The following is a 16,176-nucleotide window of genomic DNA, read 5'->3' on the forward strand; positions in this document are numbered from 1 at the left end:
ACAGGATGGGATCCGATCATGCCTGATGCACGCCCCCAGACGCAGCCCGCTACATGGCGCATTGTACTTGCCGCGATCTTCGATTTCCTGATGGCGTTTTTTATATTCGGTTTCGTCCTTGCGTCGATCTTCGGCGGGAGAACGGACGGCGGCTTCAAGCTGACCGGCATGCCGGCGCTTCTTCTGTTCGTCCTCATCATCGCCTATTTCATCATTTTCAACCGCTATCTCGGCGGCACTATCTGGAAAAGGATATTGCGCGCGCAGCGTCCGTGAGCACGGAAAAGCCGAAACGTCGCACCCGACGGTTTCGGCACGGATTGCTGTCAGAGGCTGCTTAGCAACAGGCTGGTTTCGCTGTTGGCGACGCCGTCGATCATGCGGACCTCGCGCAGGACGCGATCGAAATCCGAGAGGCTGATCGCCCGGATATTAGCGACGAGGTCCCAATTGCCGTTCGTCGTGTGCAGCGAATAGATTTCGGGCAAGCCCCGGAGCTTTCGGATGACCTGAGTCGTCGATTTTCCCACCACCTCGATCATCATGACCGCATGGACTGTCTGCTCATCGTAGTCCTCCCGCACCCGCACGGTAAAGCCCATCAACGTGCCTGTTTCGATGAGGCGATCCAGCCGGTTCTGAACGGTGCCGCGTGCCACGCCCAGAACGTCCGATAGCTTGGAAAGGGAGGCGCGCCCATCGGCTCGCAGATGGGCGATGATCCGTCGGTCGAGATCATCGGGAATATATTTGGCAGATGCCATTGTCGAATCCAGACTCTGTCATTTTCACAATAACTGCTATACAATCTGCACAGCATCGTACCAGAACTGACACAGTTTTGCGATTTCAGTCAATCGGCCTGCTTGTTACCCTGTTGGCAACAATCTGATCGAGGACACCCAAAATGCCCGCACCGCTTCCGTCGGAAAAAGCCTACATTCCCTTTGTCAGCGTCGAAAATATGATGCGCCTCGTGCATCATGTCGGCATCGAAACCATGCTGGTCGAACTGACGGATGCCGTCGAAGCGGACTTCCGCCGCTGGGACCTTTTCGACAAGACACCCCGCGTCGCCTCCCACTCACATGATGGCGTGATCGAGCTGATGCCGACCTCCGACGGCACGGTCTATAGCTTCAAATATGTCAACGGCCATCCGAAAAACATGTCGCAGGGGCTGCAGACGGTCACGGCCTTCGGCCTGCTGGCGGAGGTATCGACGGGCTATCCTCTGCTGCTGACGGAAATGACGCTGCTGACGGCGCTGCGCACCGCAGCGACTTCCGCCATGGCCGCGCGCCATCTCGCGCCAAAGGGAACGCGCACGCTGGCGATGATCGGCAACGGCGCACAAGCCGAATTCCAGGTGCTGGCAATGAAAGCAGTCCTCGGGATCGAGGAAGTTCGCCTCTATGACATCGACCCGAAGGCGACGGAAAAGACAGCCCGCAACCTTGCGGGGAAAGGTCTGCAGTTGGTCTCATGCTCAACCGCGCAAGCGGCCATCGAGGGCGCCGGCATCATCACGACCTGCACCGCGGACAAGCAGTTTGCCACCATCCTGACGGACAACATGGTTGGCGCAGGCGTTCATATCAACGCCATCGGCGGCGACTGCCCCGGCAAGACCGAGCTTCACCGTGATATTCTGCTGCGCGCCGACACTTTCGTCGAATATCCGCCGCAGACGCGTATCGAAGGCGAGATTCAGCAAATGGATCCGGACTATCCGGTCACCGAGCTTTGGCAGGTCATCAACGGCCGTGCTCAGGGACGCAGCAGCGAACGACAGATCACTTTGTTCGATAGCGTCGGCTTCGCTATCGAGGACTTCTCCGCCCTGCGCTACGTCCGCGAGAAACTCGCTGGTACGGATTACTTCCAGAAGCTCGATATCATCGCCGACCCGGACGACCCGCGCGATCTCTTCGGCATGTTGCAGCGGGCGGAGTGAACAAGCGTCAAGATCGACAGTTTGATCCAGCCTTTGCGGTGTCGCACCTCATCGCTTTATATAAGATATGCAGACGGCGGCCATCGGCCGCCGTCTGCATATCAGCAATGCAAGCCACAGCAGCGCGTGAGTTTCATGCATTGAAAGATGCATTTCGTCAGCGCCGGCAAACGACAAAAGGTGTCCAACAGCAGCTTGCTGACTTGCAAATTCCGCGCGGTATTAAACCGATACTAAGTCGTCGACGATACCAGGGAATCTGACCAACTTGGTTAGATTGTGCCCGTAGGCCAAGTGGCCTTTTGCCGGCCTGGCATCAAGGCAAGGCATACATAGCAAGATTCGCCTATGCCACTTAGAATACATCGAAATTTGCACGCTTTCCCCGTGCACCTCGGCGCGGAGATCATGCTATAAGTCCTCGCGAATAAGGGGAAGATGAGACAGCCCTGTACGGCTGCTCTCGTTGAAGAGAGGAAGTTGTCCTGAACATCATGCCCGAACTGGCAGCCCACACCGGCGAGATGGCAGCACTCATTTCCGGCTTCGACTGGACAAGATCCAGTCTGGGGCCAAGATCGGCTTGGCCGCCTTGCCTCACTGCGGCTGTCGACATCATGCTCTCGGCACAAGCACAGATCGTCCTGTTCTGGGGCGAGGATTTCATCGCGCTCTATAACGACGCCTATGCACCGACCATCGGTGAGAAGCATCCGCGCGCGCTCGGGCGCCCGGCGCGAGAGAACTGGTCTGAATTATGGGACGATCTCGAGCCTCTCTTGCGAAACGTGCTGGACGAGGGCAAGACCGTTGTTGCCAAGGATCGGCCGTTCTACATCGAACGCCATGACTACCCTGAGACTGTCTATTTCGACATCTCCTACTCGCCAGTGCGCGATAGCGACGGCAAAGTGCGTGGCGTGTTCTGCATCGTCAACGAAACGACCGAGCGCGTTCGCGCGGAACAGGCATTGCGGGAGAGCGAAGAGCGGGTCAGCGCCATTATTTCCCAGTCGGCGACCGGAATTGCCCAGTATGAACTTGATGGCCGCTTCTCCCTTGTAAACAAGCGATTTTGCGAGATTGTCGGCTATTCGCAAGACGAGCTTCTCGACCTGCGGATTCAGGACATCATCTATCCGGACGATCGTCGCGATATCATGCAATTATTCGACGTCATGTTGGCGAATGGAGAAAGTTTCGAGATCGAGCAGCGCTATGTCCGCAAGGACGGCAGCCTCGTCTGGGTAACCAATTCGGCGTCCGGCGTACGAGACCGATCTGCCGGCAAGGTCTGGCGCGCCGTAAGCGTCGTCATCGATATCAGCGAGCGCAAGCGCGCGCAGGAAGTGGAACGACGGCTTGCATCTATCATCGCGTCGTCGGACGACGCGATCCTCAGCACCGATCTCAACATGACGGTCACCAGCTGGAACCTTGGCGCCGAGAGACTCTACGGTCACTCGGCCGAGGAAGCGATCGGCCAGTCGGTGATGATGCTCGTTCCCGATGATCGCAGCGAAGAGGAACCGGCAATCCTCGCGCAGATCCGCGCGGGCCAAAAGGTGGAACCTTACGAGACCAAGAGGCGGCGCGCCGACGGCCAATTGGTCGACGTCCTGCTCAGCGTTTCCCCGATCTACGATACCTATGGCAGGATCGTCGGAGCATCGAAGATCGCGCACGATATCAGCGCCAAGAAGGAGGCCGAGCACCTTCAGAGTGTTCTCGTCGGCGAACTCAACCATCGCGTCAAGAACGTGCTGGCAACCGTCATGGCCATAGCGCGTCAGACCTTGGGACGTGAGGATGTAAGCAAGACATCTGTCGAGACATTCGAAGCGCGGCTGGCCTCCATGGCGCGCGCGCACGATCTGCTGATCCATGGAAAGTGGGAGGAAGCCGACCTGATGGCCGTCATCAGCCAGGCGCTGTCGCCCTATCCCAGGGAGAGGTTCGAGATTTCCGGGCCGGCCATCAAGCTCGCACCGAGAACGGTGGTTTCCATCTCGCTTGCCCTGCACGAGTTGGCGACAAATGCAGCAAAATACGGGGCACTGTCCACATCCGACGGGCGCGTTGCCATTGTGTGGTCTCTGGAAACCCAGGAGGCAGAACGGCTGGTCTTGCGCTGGCAGGAGACTGGCGGCCCCATCGTGACGCCGCCGACGCGCAAGGGCTTCGGCTCACGGCTGATCGAAAATCTGCTGGCTGCGGAGCTAAACGGCCAAGTCAACATCACCTATGATCCGGGCGGATTGATCTGCGAAGTTCATGCGGCGACTGGCATGGGCTGGGATCAGACCTGAGAACAGGCGTGAGGTGACCTAAGAGTCGGCGTCCCTCGAAATCCCCCGACGCCCCTCGGCACCAGGCTCTGTCTATTGCCCAGGAATTCGCTTGTTCACCGCAGATTTTTCGGCCGCGTCGCAAGCACATTGCGGATCGAGAAGCTCGAATGGATCCGTAGCACCCCCGGCAATGCCGAGAGGATTTCCTTGTGAATGCGCTCGAAGTCGCCGGCGGTGGCGACTTCGACGCGGAGCAAATAATCCGAGCCGCCCGTCATCAGAAAGCACTCGCGGATCTCGGGGTGTTTGCGGACGGCCGCCTCGAAACGATCGAGGTGATCTTCCGTCTGCCGTTCAAGCGTGATGTTGATGATGACGGCAATCGCCGCTTCGGCCTGTGAGGTGTCCACCAGCGCAGTGTAGCCGCGGATCACGCCCGCCTGCTCCATCAATTTGATGCGCCGCAAGCAGGCGGATGGTGATAGCCCGACCTCGCTCGCCAGACTGGCATTGCTGACGCGCGCATCAAGGCGCAGCAGCCGAAGGATATTGCGGTCGATCGCATCAAGAGCGGCCATGTGGATTCTTTCAAAAACTCGCCGTTTCTTTCAATATCAACGCAACTACACAATAATCAATCACTGTTTGATGGGTAATTTCACGATCATTTCAATAATCTCGCCGCGGAAAAGCGAGGGTGGACATGGACGGCGGTTTAGTGGATTCGCGGACGTCAAAACTGACGATCGACAGCGGTGCTTGCGGTTATCTGACAATCGATCTGACCGCTCTGTGCAGAAATTACGACAAGCTCTCGTCCATCATTGCGCCGGCGCGTGCCGCAGCCGTCGTCAAGGCGAATTCCTACGGACTCGGAGCGGACCGGGTCTCCAAGACCCTCTATGGACGCGGGTGCCGTGACTTCTTCGTCGCGCACTTCGTCGAAGCCTTACGGCTGCGCCCGCATCTGCCGCGCGATGCATCGATCTTCGTGCTGAATGGCCTGCTGCCAGGCAACGAAATCGCCTGTGCGGAAGGCGGCTTCATTCCCGTCGTCAATTCCCTGGAACAACTACGACTGTGGTCAGAAACCGCCCGCTCGCTGCAGCGCAAGCTCCCCGCTGTTCTGCAGTTCGATACCGGCATGTCGCGGCTCGGCATTCCTCCGGAAGACAGAGCTGCCGTCGTAGCCCATCTTGAGGCCACCAGCCATCTCGACATCCTGTTCATCATGAGCCATCTGGCGTCCGCAGACGAGACCGACAGCGTTCAGAACGGCGATCAGCTTGCCGAGATGCGTCGCGTTGCCGAAGAGTTTGAGGGCTATGATCTCTCCTTCGCCAATTCCGGCGGCATCTTCCTCGGCGGTGATTTTCACGGCGTGTTGGCACGGCCAGGTATCGCGCTTTATGGCGGCGCCCCGACCGGCGGCGTAGCCAATCCGATGGAACCCGTCGTGCGGCTCGATGTCGCCGTCGTTCAGACACGAACCGTTCCGGCCGGCGCTCGGGTCGGCTATGGCGGCGTGTACGTGACGAAGATGGAAACCCGGCTTGCAACGGTCGCCGCCGGCTACGCCGACGGTCTTCCCCGCAGCCTCAGTGACCGCGGTTCGGTCTATTACAACGGCGTGCGGCTACCGATCGTCGGCCGTGTGTCGATGGACAGTATGACAATCGATATCAGCGCCTTGCCCGAAGGAACCCTGTCGTTGGGTAGCCTGGTGGAAGTTTTGGGAGACCATCAAACGATCGATGATCTCGCCCGGGACGCCGGCTTGATTTCCTACGAAATCCTAACCAGTCTCGGCGATCGCTACACCAGGCAATACCGCTGACCTTCCCATTGCTCAATTCACTGAGGACATCATGAAAGTCGTCGTTCTGGGGGCCGGCATCGTCGGCGTCACATCTGCCTATCAGCTCGCCAAGGCAGGCCACGAGGTTACGGTCATCGACCGGCAGCAGGGGCCGGCGCTGGAAACGAGTTTCGCCAATGCGGGTGAAGTCTCCTTCGGCTATTGCTCGCCATGGGCCGCACCCGGTATTCCAATGAAAGCGGTCAAGTGGCTGTTCATGCATCACGCACCGCTCATCCTTCGCCCCAAGGTCGATGGCGCGATGCTGTCCTGGCTCGTGAAGATGCTGTCGAACTGCACGTCGGAGCGCTACGCGATCAACAAGAGCCGGATGCTGCGTCTTGCCGATTATAGCCGCACCTCGCTCGCCCAAATGCGTGAGGAAACCGGCATAGCCTATGACGAGCGCATGCAGGGCACGCTGCAGCTTTTCCGTACGCAACAGCAGCTCGATGCCTCCGCCAAGGACGTCAAGGCCCTGGCCGCCGACGGCATTCCCTATGAAGTGCTCGATCCCGGGGGATGCATCCGCGTCGAACCGGCCTTGCGGCATGTTCGCGAAAAGATCGTTGGCGGCCTGCTGACGCCGAAGGACGAGACCGGCGACTGCTTCAAGTTCACCAATGCGCTTGCCGCCAAGGCGGTCGAACTCGGCGTGCGCTTCCAGTATGGGACCACCATCAAGGGGCTCGACGTACAGGGTGGTCAGGTTCGCGGCGTCGTGACAGATCGCGGTCGTGTGGATGGGGACGCCGTTGTCGTCGCGCTCGGCAGCTACTCGCCGATCATGCTCAGGCCCCTCGGCATCAAGCTGTCGGTCTATCCGGTCAAGGGCTACTCGCTGACGATCCCGATCACCGATCCCTCGCGTTCGCCGGAATCGACCGTGATGGACGAAACCTACAAGATCGCCATCACGCGTCTGGGCGATCGCATTCGCGTTGGCGGCATGGCTGAAATCTCGGGCTATACCAATGATCTCGGCCTTGCGCGGCGGCAGACGCTCGAACATTCCGTGACCGATCTCTTCCCCGGCGGCGACGTCGCCAAGGCATCCTTCTGGTCTGGTCTGCGGCCAATGACACCGGATGGTACGCCGGTCATCGGACCGACGAAGGTCAAGGGCCTGTTCCTCAACACCGGACACGGCACGCTGGGATGGACGATGAGTTCCGGTTCGGCACGCGTGATCAGCGATCTCGTCAGCGGCCGCAAGCCTGACATCGACGCGACGGACCTTGCGATCAGCCGCTACGCCTGATCCGATTTCTCTGCGCAATTGTCCAAACAATTGAGGCGGTGTTCTTCACGGACACCGCCTCAATTTCTTTAATTGTGGACCTGGCGCACTCGTGGCAGGCCAGCCTTGTGATCAATGCCTCGGAATACGCGGCAGGAAGATCGTAAACAGGCCGAGTAGAGGCAGATACGAGCAGATCGTGTAGACGAAGGCGATGCCGTGCGTGTCGGCGAAGTCTCCGAGCGCTGCCGCGCCGAGACCGCCGGCCCCGAAGGCAAAACCGAAGAAGATGCCGCCGATCAATCCAACCCGGCCGGGGATCAATTCCTGCGCGAATACGACGATCGCGGGGAATGCCGAGGCAAAGACCAAGCCGATTATGACAGTCAGGACGCAAGTCCAGAACAGATCGGCGTAGGGCATCAGCAGCGCAAAAGGAATAACGCCGAGGATCGAGAACCAGATCACGAAGCGCGCACCCAGACGGTCGCCGACCGGCCCACCCATGATCGTTCCGGCAGCGACCGAACCCAAAAACAGGAACAGCATCAGCTGGGCATCGCGAACATCGAGATGGAACTTGTCGATGACATAGAAGGTGAAATAGCTCGAGATGCTCGCCATGTAGACGTTCTTTGTCGCTGTCAGCAGAATGAGGATGGCAAGCGCCCACATCGCCTTGTTACGGGCGATCGGCAAGGTGCGGTTGGGCACGGGACGGCTTGCCTGCTGGCGGCGGTGATTGACGTACCAGGTTCCGACCCAGCTCAGAACAATGAAACCGATGACGGCAAGCACCGAAAGCCAGGCAACGCTCTTCTGGCCATGCTGCAGGACGAAGAATGCCGCGATCAACGGGCCGATTGCCGAGCCGGCATTGCCGCCGAGCTGGAACAGCGATTGCGCGAGACCATGACGGCCGCCGGAGGCCAGGCGCGCGACGCGGGACGCTTCCGGATGGAAGACGGCCGAGCCGAAGCCGATCAGGCAGGCAGCGCCGAGCAGCATGGTGAAGCTTCCGGCATAGCCGAGAAGCAACAGACCCAGGAATGTGCTGACCATGCCCACAGGCAGCGAATAGGGCATGGGCCATTTATCGGTGACGATCCCGACTACCGGCTGAAGCAGTGAAGCGGTAATCTGGAACATCATCGTCAGCAGCCCGATCTGCACGAAATCGAGCGCGTAATTTTCCCTGAACATCGGATAGAGCGACGACAGCAGCGATTGCATGATGTCATTCAGCAGATGACAGGTGCTGACGGCAATGACGACCGAGAGCGTCGTCTTCTCGAAGCGGGTCTGCGCACCCGAAAACGCGGCAACCATGCGAATTCCTTCCAGCGCCGGCCTCCCGCCGGCCAAATCGTTTGATCCGCCTTTTACACGGCTTGCGAGTGACCTTCTTTCGTGTTTTGGTCCAATAGTTTCTCGATTGGGCCATTATGGAAAAGCTGTCGAAACAATTGCTGGCAACCCTCGACGACGTGCATGTCCAGAGCATGCGCTGGATGGAGGAATCGGACGCGGATGTGCTCGTCCACAGCGCCGAGCCGCCGCAGGGCTACACGGTTCCGTGGCATCATCATCGCCGAACGCAACTGCTTTGTATTTTCTCCGGCGTTGCCCTGATCATGACAGCAAGGGGCCGGTGGATGGTTCCGCCGGGGCACGCCCTCTTCATCCCTGTCGGGCTGGAACATTCCATCGAGATCCTGAGCGATGTCAGCATGAAATCCGTCTATGTCGCTCCGCGCGGCCAGACGCAGAAAGACGAGGTTCCGCGCGTCGTCGAGGTGACGGATCTTGCCCGGAGCCTGCTGCTGGAAGCGATCCGGCTGCGGGAGGCGCCGGTGAGCCATCGCAAGGCCAAGTTGGTGCTGTCGCTGCTTGTCGAGGAGATCACCACCTTGCCGGAGCGCCCGCTCGGCCTGCCCTTCCCTTCCGATCGTCGGCTGACCGCGCTTTGCCGCGACTATCTCGCCAACCCTTCGCCCAATGCCAGGCTGGACGACTGGGCCGAGAAGCTCGCGATGAGCCGGCGGACTTTCACCCGACAGTTCCGCAAGGAAACCGGTATCAGCTTCACCACCTGGCGCCAGCAGGCAAGCGTTTTTGCCTGCCTGCCCCGATTGGCCGGAGGCGTTCCCGTGACCAATGTCGCACTTGAAGCGGGCTATGAAAGCGTTGCGGCTTTCACCACCATGTTCCGGCGCATGCTTGGCGCTTCGCCGCGTGCCTACACGATCAACCGCTGGGCCTTCGAGCGACAGGCCTACAGCATCGGCCCGAAAATCGGATACGATTTTCGGAAAGCCTGATGCGTAGAATAAAAGAGATAGAGCGACCCTTGTGCTTCCGAAAGGAAGCACGGCGCTCTAGGTCAGCGCGCCCGATCTCACAGCCAGACCCTTGAAACGGGCTGCCTCTTCCGGCAAACAGCGCTGAACACGAGGACCAGCACATGCGGCACATTCATATCGTCGGTATCGGCACCGGAAATCCCGAGCATGTGACTGTGCAGGCGATCAATGCGCTGAATGCCGCCAACGTCATCTTTATCCCCAGCAAGGGCGCAGCGAAGGCTGAACTCGCCGATGTCCGCAAAGATATCTGCGAACGTTACGTCACCAACAATGCGGTCCGTTTTATCGGCTATGACGTGCCATCGCGCCGCACGGCCGACCGCAGCTACGTCCAAGGCGTCGATGAATGGCATGAAGAGATTTCAGCCATCTACGAGCGGCTTTTCCTTGACCATCTGCCCGACAACGAAAGCGCAGCCTTCCTGGTATGGGGCGACCCCAGCCTTTACGACAGCACGTTGCGCATCATCGAGCGCGTTGTCGCGCGCCGCAAGGTCGCGCTCGACTACAACATCATCCCCGGCATCACCAGTATCCAGGCACTGACCGCAAGCCACCGCATCCCCCTCAATCTCGTCGGGAAACCGGTGCAGGTCACCACTGGACGCAGGCTCGCAGAGAGCTTTCCGGGCGTCGCGGAAACAGCCGTCGTCATGCTCGACGGCGAGCAGGCCTTCAGCAAGATCGACGATCCGGACGCCTATATCTATTGGGGAGCCTATCTCGGCACGAAGGACGAGATTATCATAGCCGGCAGGCTCGCCGATGTTTCCGAGCGCATCGTCTCGACACGGGAGGAAGCGCGAGAGAGACACGGCTGGATCATGGACATCTACCTGCTGCGCAAGGGTCGGGATTTCGACGATCGGACATGAACCGTGGCTGAGCCAAATCATTTGCCCGCCGATCCGGTTTATGCAAGGAAGTGTCCCCTATGAAGGGCAATCTCTTGGTTGCGGCCAACGGACAGATGATGGACGAACCCGCGTGCTTCTCGCAAGAGCCAGCCGAAGGCTTCGTCGACGCCTCACCACTAGCGCCCATGGTCCGCGGCGCCTGCCCGTCGCTCAGCGATCCGATGCAAACAGGCGATGGTCTGCTCGTCCGGCTGCGACCGGCGACGCCGGGGTTGACGGTTGCACAGTTCCGCGCGCTGGCGGAAGCCGCCGAAACCCATGGCAACGGCCTGATCGAGATCACGGCGCGTGGCAATCTGCAACTGCGCGGCTTGACCCGGCAGACCGTTGGGGCGCTTGCCGTCGACATAGATCGCGCCGGCATTGCCGTGGAAAGCGGCGTGGTCATCGAGACGCCGCCTCTTAGCGGCCTGGATCCATCCGAAATTGGGGCTGCCCGTACGCTTGCAAAGCAACTGCGGCAAGCCATTGAAGGCCTTTCCCCCAAACCGCTGCTGGCGGCGAAGCTCGCAATCGTCATCGATGACGGCGGCCAGCTCACTCTTGACGAGCTGACCGCGGATATCAGGCTGAAGGCGACACAATCCGACGATGGCACAGACTATCTCTGGATGCTGTCGATCGCTGGAACGACGGCTACGGCAACGCCGCTTGCCATATTGCCGAGCGACCAGGCGATTGCCGGTGTGGTCATGTTGCTGAAGCGATTGAGCCTGCTAGGCCCCCGCGCCCGCGGCCGCGACCTTGATACAGAGGAGCTGCCACGGCTTTTTCCGGAAGTCCGCATCCATGCCCAAGCGGCAGCGGCGCCCACCACCACCCCGATCGGGATCATCTCGCTCGCGACGGGCGGTTTTGCGCTCGGATTGCGCCCTTCCTTCGGACAGATCCACGCGCGGGATCTCGCCCGCTTTTTTGCCGCTGCCGAAGAGAGCGGCGTCAATGAAATCCGAACCGGGCCGGAACACAGCATTCTGTTGCTTGGCCCTGTCGCCGACAAACTTGAACATCTCCGCCTGGTCGCCGCCTCCTGCGGCTTCCAGACGCGCAGCGACGATCCCGCCAATCATATCGTCCTATGCTCTGGAGCCGGGGCCTGTGCATCAGCGCAATACGCGACCAAACAGGCCGCCGCTGATTGCGTCGATGTCGCTCCCGAATTGCTTGACGGTTCGTTCAAACTGCATTTGTCCGGTTGCCCGAAGGGGTGCGCGCATCCTTCTCCGGCAGCGCTCACCATCGTTGGTGTTCCGACTGGCCACGCAATCGTCCTGAGTGGATCGGCATCGGCCGAACCGGCTGTTCATATCGGCAGGGAAAATCTGAAATCGACACTGGCCCGGCTCGGCGAGCTGGTGCGAAACAACAAAGTTGCTGGCGAATCGGCGCGCCAGTGTCTTAAACGGCTCGGCCGGGACGCAATCGCGACGGCTCTACGACAGGGATAAAAATGCCTGACTATGACTATATCCGCGAGGGGCAAGCGATCTACGAACGCTCCTTCGCGATCATCCGCAGCGAAGCCGATCTCAAGCGCTTTTCCGACGCCGAGGCCGATGTAGCAGTCCGCATGATCCATGCCTGCGGACAGGTGGAAGCCGCACAGCATTTCCATTTTTCGCCCGGCTTCGTCGCCGCGGCCCGCAAAGCTCTAAGTGATGGCGCGCCCATTCTTTGCGATGCCGAAATGGTTGCCCGTGGCGTCACACGCGCCCGTTTGCCGGCAGCCAACGAGGTCATCTGCACTTTGCAGGATCCGCGTACGGCGGAAATCGCAAAGACGATCGGCAATACGCGTTCGGCCGCCGCGATGCATCTCTGGACCGACCGGCTTGCCGGCGCCGTCGTTGCCATCGGCAATGCGCCGACCGCGCTCTTCCACCTTCTGGAAATGCTGCGCGACGGCGCGCCGAAACCTGCCGCCATCATCGGCATGCCTGTGGGCTTCGTTGGCGCGGCCGAATCCAAGGACGCGCTTGCCGAGAATTCCTATGGCGTCCCGTTTGCTATCGTACGCGGGAGACTCGGCGGCAGTCCGATGACGGCAGCTGCCCTCAATGCCTTAGCGAGGCCGGGCCTATGAGCGCGCCTTCTGGACAGCTGATCGGTGTCGGCACCGGTCCCGGCGATCCGGAACTATTGACGGTCAAGGCCGTCAGGGCTCTGGAACGCGCCGATGTCGTCGCCTATTTCGCCAAGCAGGGCAGAGGCGGTAACGGCAGGGCCATTGTCGGCGACCTGCTGAGAGTGGACGTGACGTTGCTGCCGCTCTATTATCCGGTTACGACCGAGATCGATAAGGACACGCCGGACTACATCAGCCAGATCGCCGCCTTCTATGATGCCTCAGCCGAAGCGGTGGCGACGCATCTGCGCGAAGGAAAGACTGTTGCCGTGCTCAGCGAAGGCGACCCGCTCTTCTACGGCTCCTATATGCACCTCCATGTGCGCCTTGCCGATCGCTTTCCGACCGAGGTCATTCCGGGGGTAACAGCCATGTCCGGCTGCTGGTCGCTCGCCGGCTTGCCGATGGTGCAAGGAGACGACGTGCTCTCCGTCCTGCCGGGAACCATGGCGGAAGCCGAGCTTGCTCGCCGCCTTGGCGACACGCACGCCGCGGTCATCATGAAGGTCGGCCGCAACCTGCCGAAAATCCGCCGCGCGCTCGATGCGGCCGGCCGACTCGACGAGGCCATTTATGTCGAGCGCGGCACGATGGCAAATGGCGCCATGACGCCGCTTGCGAGCCGTGACGATGCCGAGGCGCCGTATTTCTCTCTGGTTCTGGTTCCGGGCTGGGAAGGAAGGCCATGAGCGGGCGTCTCTATGTCATCGGCACCGGCCCCGGCAATCCCTCGCAGACGACGCCGGAAGCCTTGGCTGCCGTCGCGGATGCCCATGAATTCTACGGTTACGGCCCCTATCTCGACCGCCTGACGCTGCGCCGCGATCAGATCCGCCAACCGTCCGATAATCGTGAAGAGCTGGATCGCGCCAAGGTGGCGTTGCAGCGAGCCGCAGCTGGCGTCAATGTCTGCGTTGTCTCCGGCGGCGATCCCGGCGTCTTTGCCATGGCGGCGGCCGTTTGTGAGGCGATCGATCACGGTCCGGCGGAATGGCGCGCAATCGATCTCATCGTGGTGCCCGGCATCACGGCCATGCTGGCAGTCGCTGCCCGCATCGGCGCCCCCCTTGGGCATGATTTCTGTGCGATCTCGCTGTCGGACAATCTGAAGCCCTGGCCGCTCATCGAAAGCCGGCTTCGTGCCGTTGCCAAGGCCGGCTTCGTCATCGCGCTCTATAACCCCATCAGCAAGGCGCGGCCCTGGCAGCTCGGCAGAGCTTTCGAAATCGTCCGCGATATTTTGCCAGCGGACACGCCGGTCATTTTCGGGCGGGCCGCGGGCCGGCCGGATGAGCGCATGACGGTTGCGCGGCTTGGCGATGCCCAGGCCTCGCAGGCCGATATGGCGACCTGTGTCATCATCGGCTCGACCGAGACGCGCATCGTCGCCCGCGAAGGTCGTCCGGATCTGGTCTATACGCCACGTTTCATCAGGGAAGAGACGAAATGATCGATCCGATCGAGCGCGGCATCGACTGTTTCGACCACCGTCAGGCCGGCGGTCTCTGCACGCTCGATCATGATCACTTTGATACCGAGGCGCCTGGCCGCCTCGATCTTTCCGTAGGTCGCATCGCCGCCACTGTTCTTGGCGACGACCACGTCGATCGCATGCCGCTGCAGCATGGCGAGCTCGTCAGCCAACCGGAACGGTCCCCTGCTATGGATGTAGGCGACTTTGGGCACGGTCAGCGGCGGCTCGACAGGATCGACGCTACGGACCCAGTAATGATGCTGCGGGGCCGCGTTCGCCTGATGAGCCTCCTGCCGGCCCGTTGCCAGGAAAACCCGCAGGGGCTTGGCCCCAAGCGCCGCAACGGCTTGCGCGACGCTATGCACCGAGAGCCAGTTATCGCCTTCGACCGGCACCCAGGCTGGACGGCGCAGCGCAAAGGCCGATACGTCGCTGCGAGCGGCCGCTTCGCTAGCATTGGTGGAAATGCGGGCGGCGAAAGGGTGGGTGGCATCGATCAGGAGATCGATCGCTTCGTCATGCAGATAGCGGGCCAGCCCTTCCGCACCACCGAAACCGCCGCTGCGAACGGGAACAGGCTGCGGCGCCGGATCGACAGTCCTGCCGGCAAGCGACAGGATAACGTCAAGGTCTGTGCGAGCGGCAAGCGACGTTGCCAAAGCACGAGCCTCCGCCGTGCCGCCAAGGATCAGAATGCGGACCTTGCCCATGGCTGAGATATCTTTCGTTCAACGTTGGCTCACTATTATCGGCATCGGCGAGGACGGTCCAGCGGGGCTCGGCGACCAGGTTACGCGGCTGATCGCTTCGGCGCCGGTCATCTTCGGCGGAGAGCGTCATATCGAGCTGATGAGCCCGGTGATAACAGGCGAAACGCATCAATGGCTTTCGCCATTCGAAAGATCCGTCGAAGCGGTCCTTGCCCGGCGCGGCAAGCCGACGGTGGTTCTCGCCTCCGGCGATCCCTTCTTTTACGGCGTCGGCGCGACGCTCTCGCGGCGCATTTCGGCCAGTGAGATGTCCGTCATTCCAGCTCCCTCCTCTTTCTCCCTCGCAGCATCGCGTCTCGGCTGGCCCTTGCAGGAGATAACGGTTCTGTCGCTTCACGGACGGCCGATCGATCTCATCCGGCCGCATCTCCATCCAGGCCGGAAGATCCTGGCGTTGACATCGGACGGCAAGGGGCCGGCCGATTTAGCCGCTTTGCTGCAAGCCTCCGGCTTTGGTCAGTCTGAACTTATGGTCTTGGAAGCGCTCGGCGGCCCGCATGAGAAAGTCTCCCGGCAAACGGCTGATGACTTCGCCCTCTCCGGCATCAACGATCTGAATATTTGCGGCGTCGAGGTCAAAGCTGGGGCAGGTGCGCGGATTCTATCGCTGAGCGCCGGCTTGGCCGACGAACTCTTCGAGCATGACGGGCAGATCACCAAGCGGGAGATCCGCGCGATGACGCTCTCCGCACTTGCGCCGCGTCACGGCGAGTTACTCTGGGACATCGGCGCCGGCTCCGGCTCGGTTGGCATCGAATGGATGCTGGCGGACACATCGCTGCGCGCCATCGCCATAGAAGCATCATCAGAGCGCGCGGCGCGGATCCGTCGCAATGCGGCGAATTTCGGCGTACCAGGTCTGACCGTCGTCGAAGGAGAGGCGCCGGATGCGCTTGCCGGGCTACCCGTTCCGGATGCGATCTTCATCGGCGGCGGCGGCAGCGACGCGGGGGTACTCGATGCCGCCATCGTCCAATTGAGAAAGGGCGGCAGGCTGGTGGCCAATGCCGTCACGACCGAAATGGAAGCGCTTCTGCTTGCCGAACAGGCACGCCGGGGTGGCTCGCTGATCCGTGTCGATATCGCACGTGCGACCGCTATCGGCCGCATGACGGGTTGGCGTCCGGCCATGCCGGTGACGCAATGGTCGTGGATCAAGCCATAATTCAGGATGAGGT

Annotated in this window: 16 protein-coding genes; 12 read left to right on the forward strand and 4 right to left on the reverse strand. The window is 60.8% G+C overall.

Features of this window, described 5'->3' with window-relative positions:
• The first annotated feature begins 18 nt into the window (after positions 1-18).
• A complete protein-coding gene (locus GGD46_RS08450; protein WP_184703306.1) occupies positions 19-276 on the forward strand; it encodes a hypothetical protein in 258 nt (85 codons plus the stop codon).
• Between the two features lie 50 nt (positions 277-326).
• Here GGD46_RS08450 and GGD46_RS08455 read toward each other — a convergent pair whose 3' ends face one another.
• Complete coding sequence (locus GGD46_RS08455; protein ID WP_184703307.1) at positions 327-764, reverse strand: Lrp/AsnC family transcriptional regulator; 438 nt, start codon at positions 762-764, stop codon at positions 327-329.
• A 143-nt stretch (positions 765-907) separates the two neighbouring features.
• Here GGD46_RS08455 and GGD46_RS08460 point away from each other — a divergent pair, with 143 nt between their 5' ends.
• Positions 908-1,957, forward strand: coding sequence for an ornithine cyclodeaminase (locus GGD46_RS08460; protein ID WP_184703308.1), 1,050 nt, complete (start codon positions 908-910; stop codon positions 1,955-1,957).
• A 494-nt stretch (positions 1,958-2,451) separates the two neighbouring features.
• Positions 2,452-4,266 carry a PAS domain S-box protein gene (locus tag GGD46_RS08465; protein WP_409527668.1) on the forward strand — a complete coding sequence of 605 codons (1,815 nt, stop codon included), beginning with the start codon at positions 2,452-2,454 and terminating at the stop codon, positions 4,264-4,266.
• A gap of 95 nt (positions 4,267-4,361) precedes the next feature.
• On the opposite strand, the gene GGD46_RS08470 is transcribed toward GGD46_RS08465, so the two are convergent.
• Positions 4,362-4,826, reverse strand: a complete 465-nt coding sequence (locus GGD46_RS08470) for an Lrp/AsnC family transcriptional regulator (protein ID WP_184703309.1) — start codon at positions 4,824-4,826, stop codon at positions 4,362-4,364.
• A 125-nt stretch (positions 4,827-4,951) separates the two neighbouring features.
• Here GGD46_RS08470 and alr point away from each other — a divergent pair, with 125 nt between their 5' ends.
• Positions 4,952-6,085 (forward strand): alanine racemase, encoded by a 1,134-nt coding sequence (alr, locus tag GGD46_RS08475; protein WP_184703310.1) that lies wholly within the window; start codon positions 4,952-4,954, stop codon positions 6,083-6,085.
• 31 nt (positions 6,086-6,116) lie between these two features.
• Positions 6,117-7,367, forward strand: a complete 1,251-nt coding sequence (locus GGD46_RS08480) for a D-amino acid dehydrogenase (protein WP_184703311.1) — start codon at positions 6,117-6,119, stop codon at positions 7,365-7,367.
• Between the two features lie 111 nt (positions 7,368-7,478).
• Here GGD46_RS08480 and GGD46_RS08485 read toward each other — a convergent pair whose 3' ends face one another.
• Positions 7,479-8,675 (reverse strand): MFS transporter, encoded by a 1,197-nt coding sequence (locus GGD46_RS08485; protein ID WP_184703312.1) that lies wholly within the window; start codon positions 8,673-8,675, stop codon positions 7,479-7,481.
• Positions 8,676-8,791: 116 nt separating this feature from the next.
• Here GGD46_RS08485 and GGD46_RS08490 point away from each other — a divergent pair, with 116 nt between their 5' ends.
• From GGD46_RS08490 to GGD46_RS08515, 6 genes are all read left to right on the forward strand, one after another.
• Positions 8,792-9,667: a helix-turn-helix domain-containing protein gene (locus GGD46_RS08490; RefSeq protein ID WP_184703313.1), complete on the forward strand. Its 876-nt coding sequence runs from the start codon at positions 8,792-8,794 to the stop codon at positions 9,665-9,667.
• Between the two features lie 143 nt (positions 9,668-9,810).
• Entirely contained in the window at positions 9,811-10,587 is a 777-nt protein-coding gene (gene cobF / locus GGD46_RS08495; RefSeq protein WP_184703314.1) for a precorrin-6A synthase (deacetylating), read from the forward strand.
• 59 nt (positions 10,588-10,646) lie between these two features.
• A complete protein-coding gene (gene cobG, locus GGD46_RS08500) occupies positions 10,647-12,077 on the forward strand; it encodes a precorrin-3B synthase (protein WP_184703315.1) in 1,431 nt (476 codons plus the stop codon).
• A 2-nt stretch (positions 12,078-12,079) separates the two neighbouring features.
• Positions 12,080-12,712: a precorrin-8X methylmutase gene (locus tag GGD46_RS08505; RefSeq protein ID WP_184703316.1), complete on the forward strand. Its 633-nt coding sequence runs from the start codon at positions 12,080-12,082 to the stop codon at positions 12,710-12,712.
• Positions 12,709-13,443 carry a precorrin-2 C(20)-methyltransferase gene (locus GGD46_RS08510; protein WP_184703317.1) on the forward strand — a complete coding sequence of 245 codons (735 nt, stop codon included), beginning with the start codon at positions 12,709-12,711 and terminating at the stop codon, positions 13,441-13,443. The genes GGD46_RS08505 and GGD46_RS08510 overlap by 4 nt, the downstream gene beginning before the upstream one ends.
• Positions 13,440-14,204 carry a precorrin-3B C(17)-methyltransferase gene (locus GGD46_RS08515; protein WP_184703318.1) on the forward strand — a complete coding sequence of 255 codons (765 nt, stop codon included), beginning with the start codon at positions 13,440-13,442 and terminating at the stop codon, positions 14,202-14,204. Before GGD46_RS08510 ends, GGD46_RS08515 begins: the two co-directional genes overlap by 4 nt.
• Here GGD46_RS08515 and GGD46_RS08520 read toward each other — a convergent pair.
• The gene (locus tag GGD46_RS08520) at positions 14,168-14,938 is read right to left on the reverse strand and encodes a cobalt-precorrin-6A reductase (protein ID WP_184703319.1); all 771 of its coding nucleotides are present in this window, start codon (positions 14,936-14,938) and stop codon (positions 14,168-14,170) included. The genes GGD46_RS08515 and GGD46_RS08520 overlap by 37 nt on opposite strands.
• Between GGD46_RS08520 and cbiE the strand changes: the two genes are divergently transcribed.
• Positions 14,937-16,163, forward strand: coding sequence for a precorrin-6y C5,15-methyltransferase (decarboxylating) subunit CbiE (gene cbiE / locus GGD46_RS08525; RefSeq protein WP_246806242.1), 1,227 nt, complete (start codon positions 14,937-14,939; stop codon positions 16,161-16,163). The genes GGD46_RS08520 and cbiE overlap by 2 nt on opposite strands.
• The last annotated feature ends 13 nt before the right edge of the window (positions 16,164-16,176 follow it).

The sequence above is a fragment of the Martinezella lusitana genome (assembly GCF_014207095.1).
Classification (GTDB): domain Bacteria; phylum Pseudomonadota; class Alphaproteobacteria; order Rhizobiales; family Rhizobiaceae; genus Rhizobium; species Rhizobium lusitanum_B.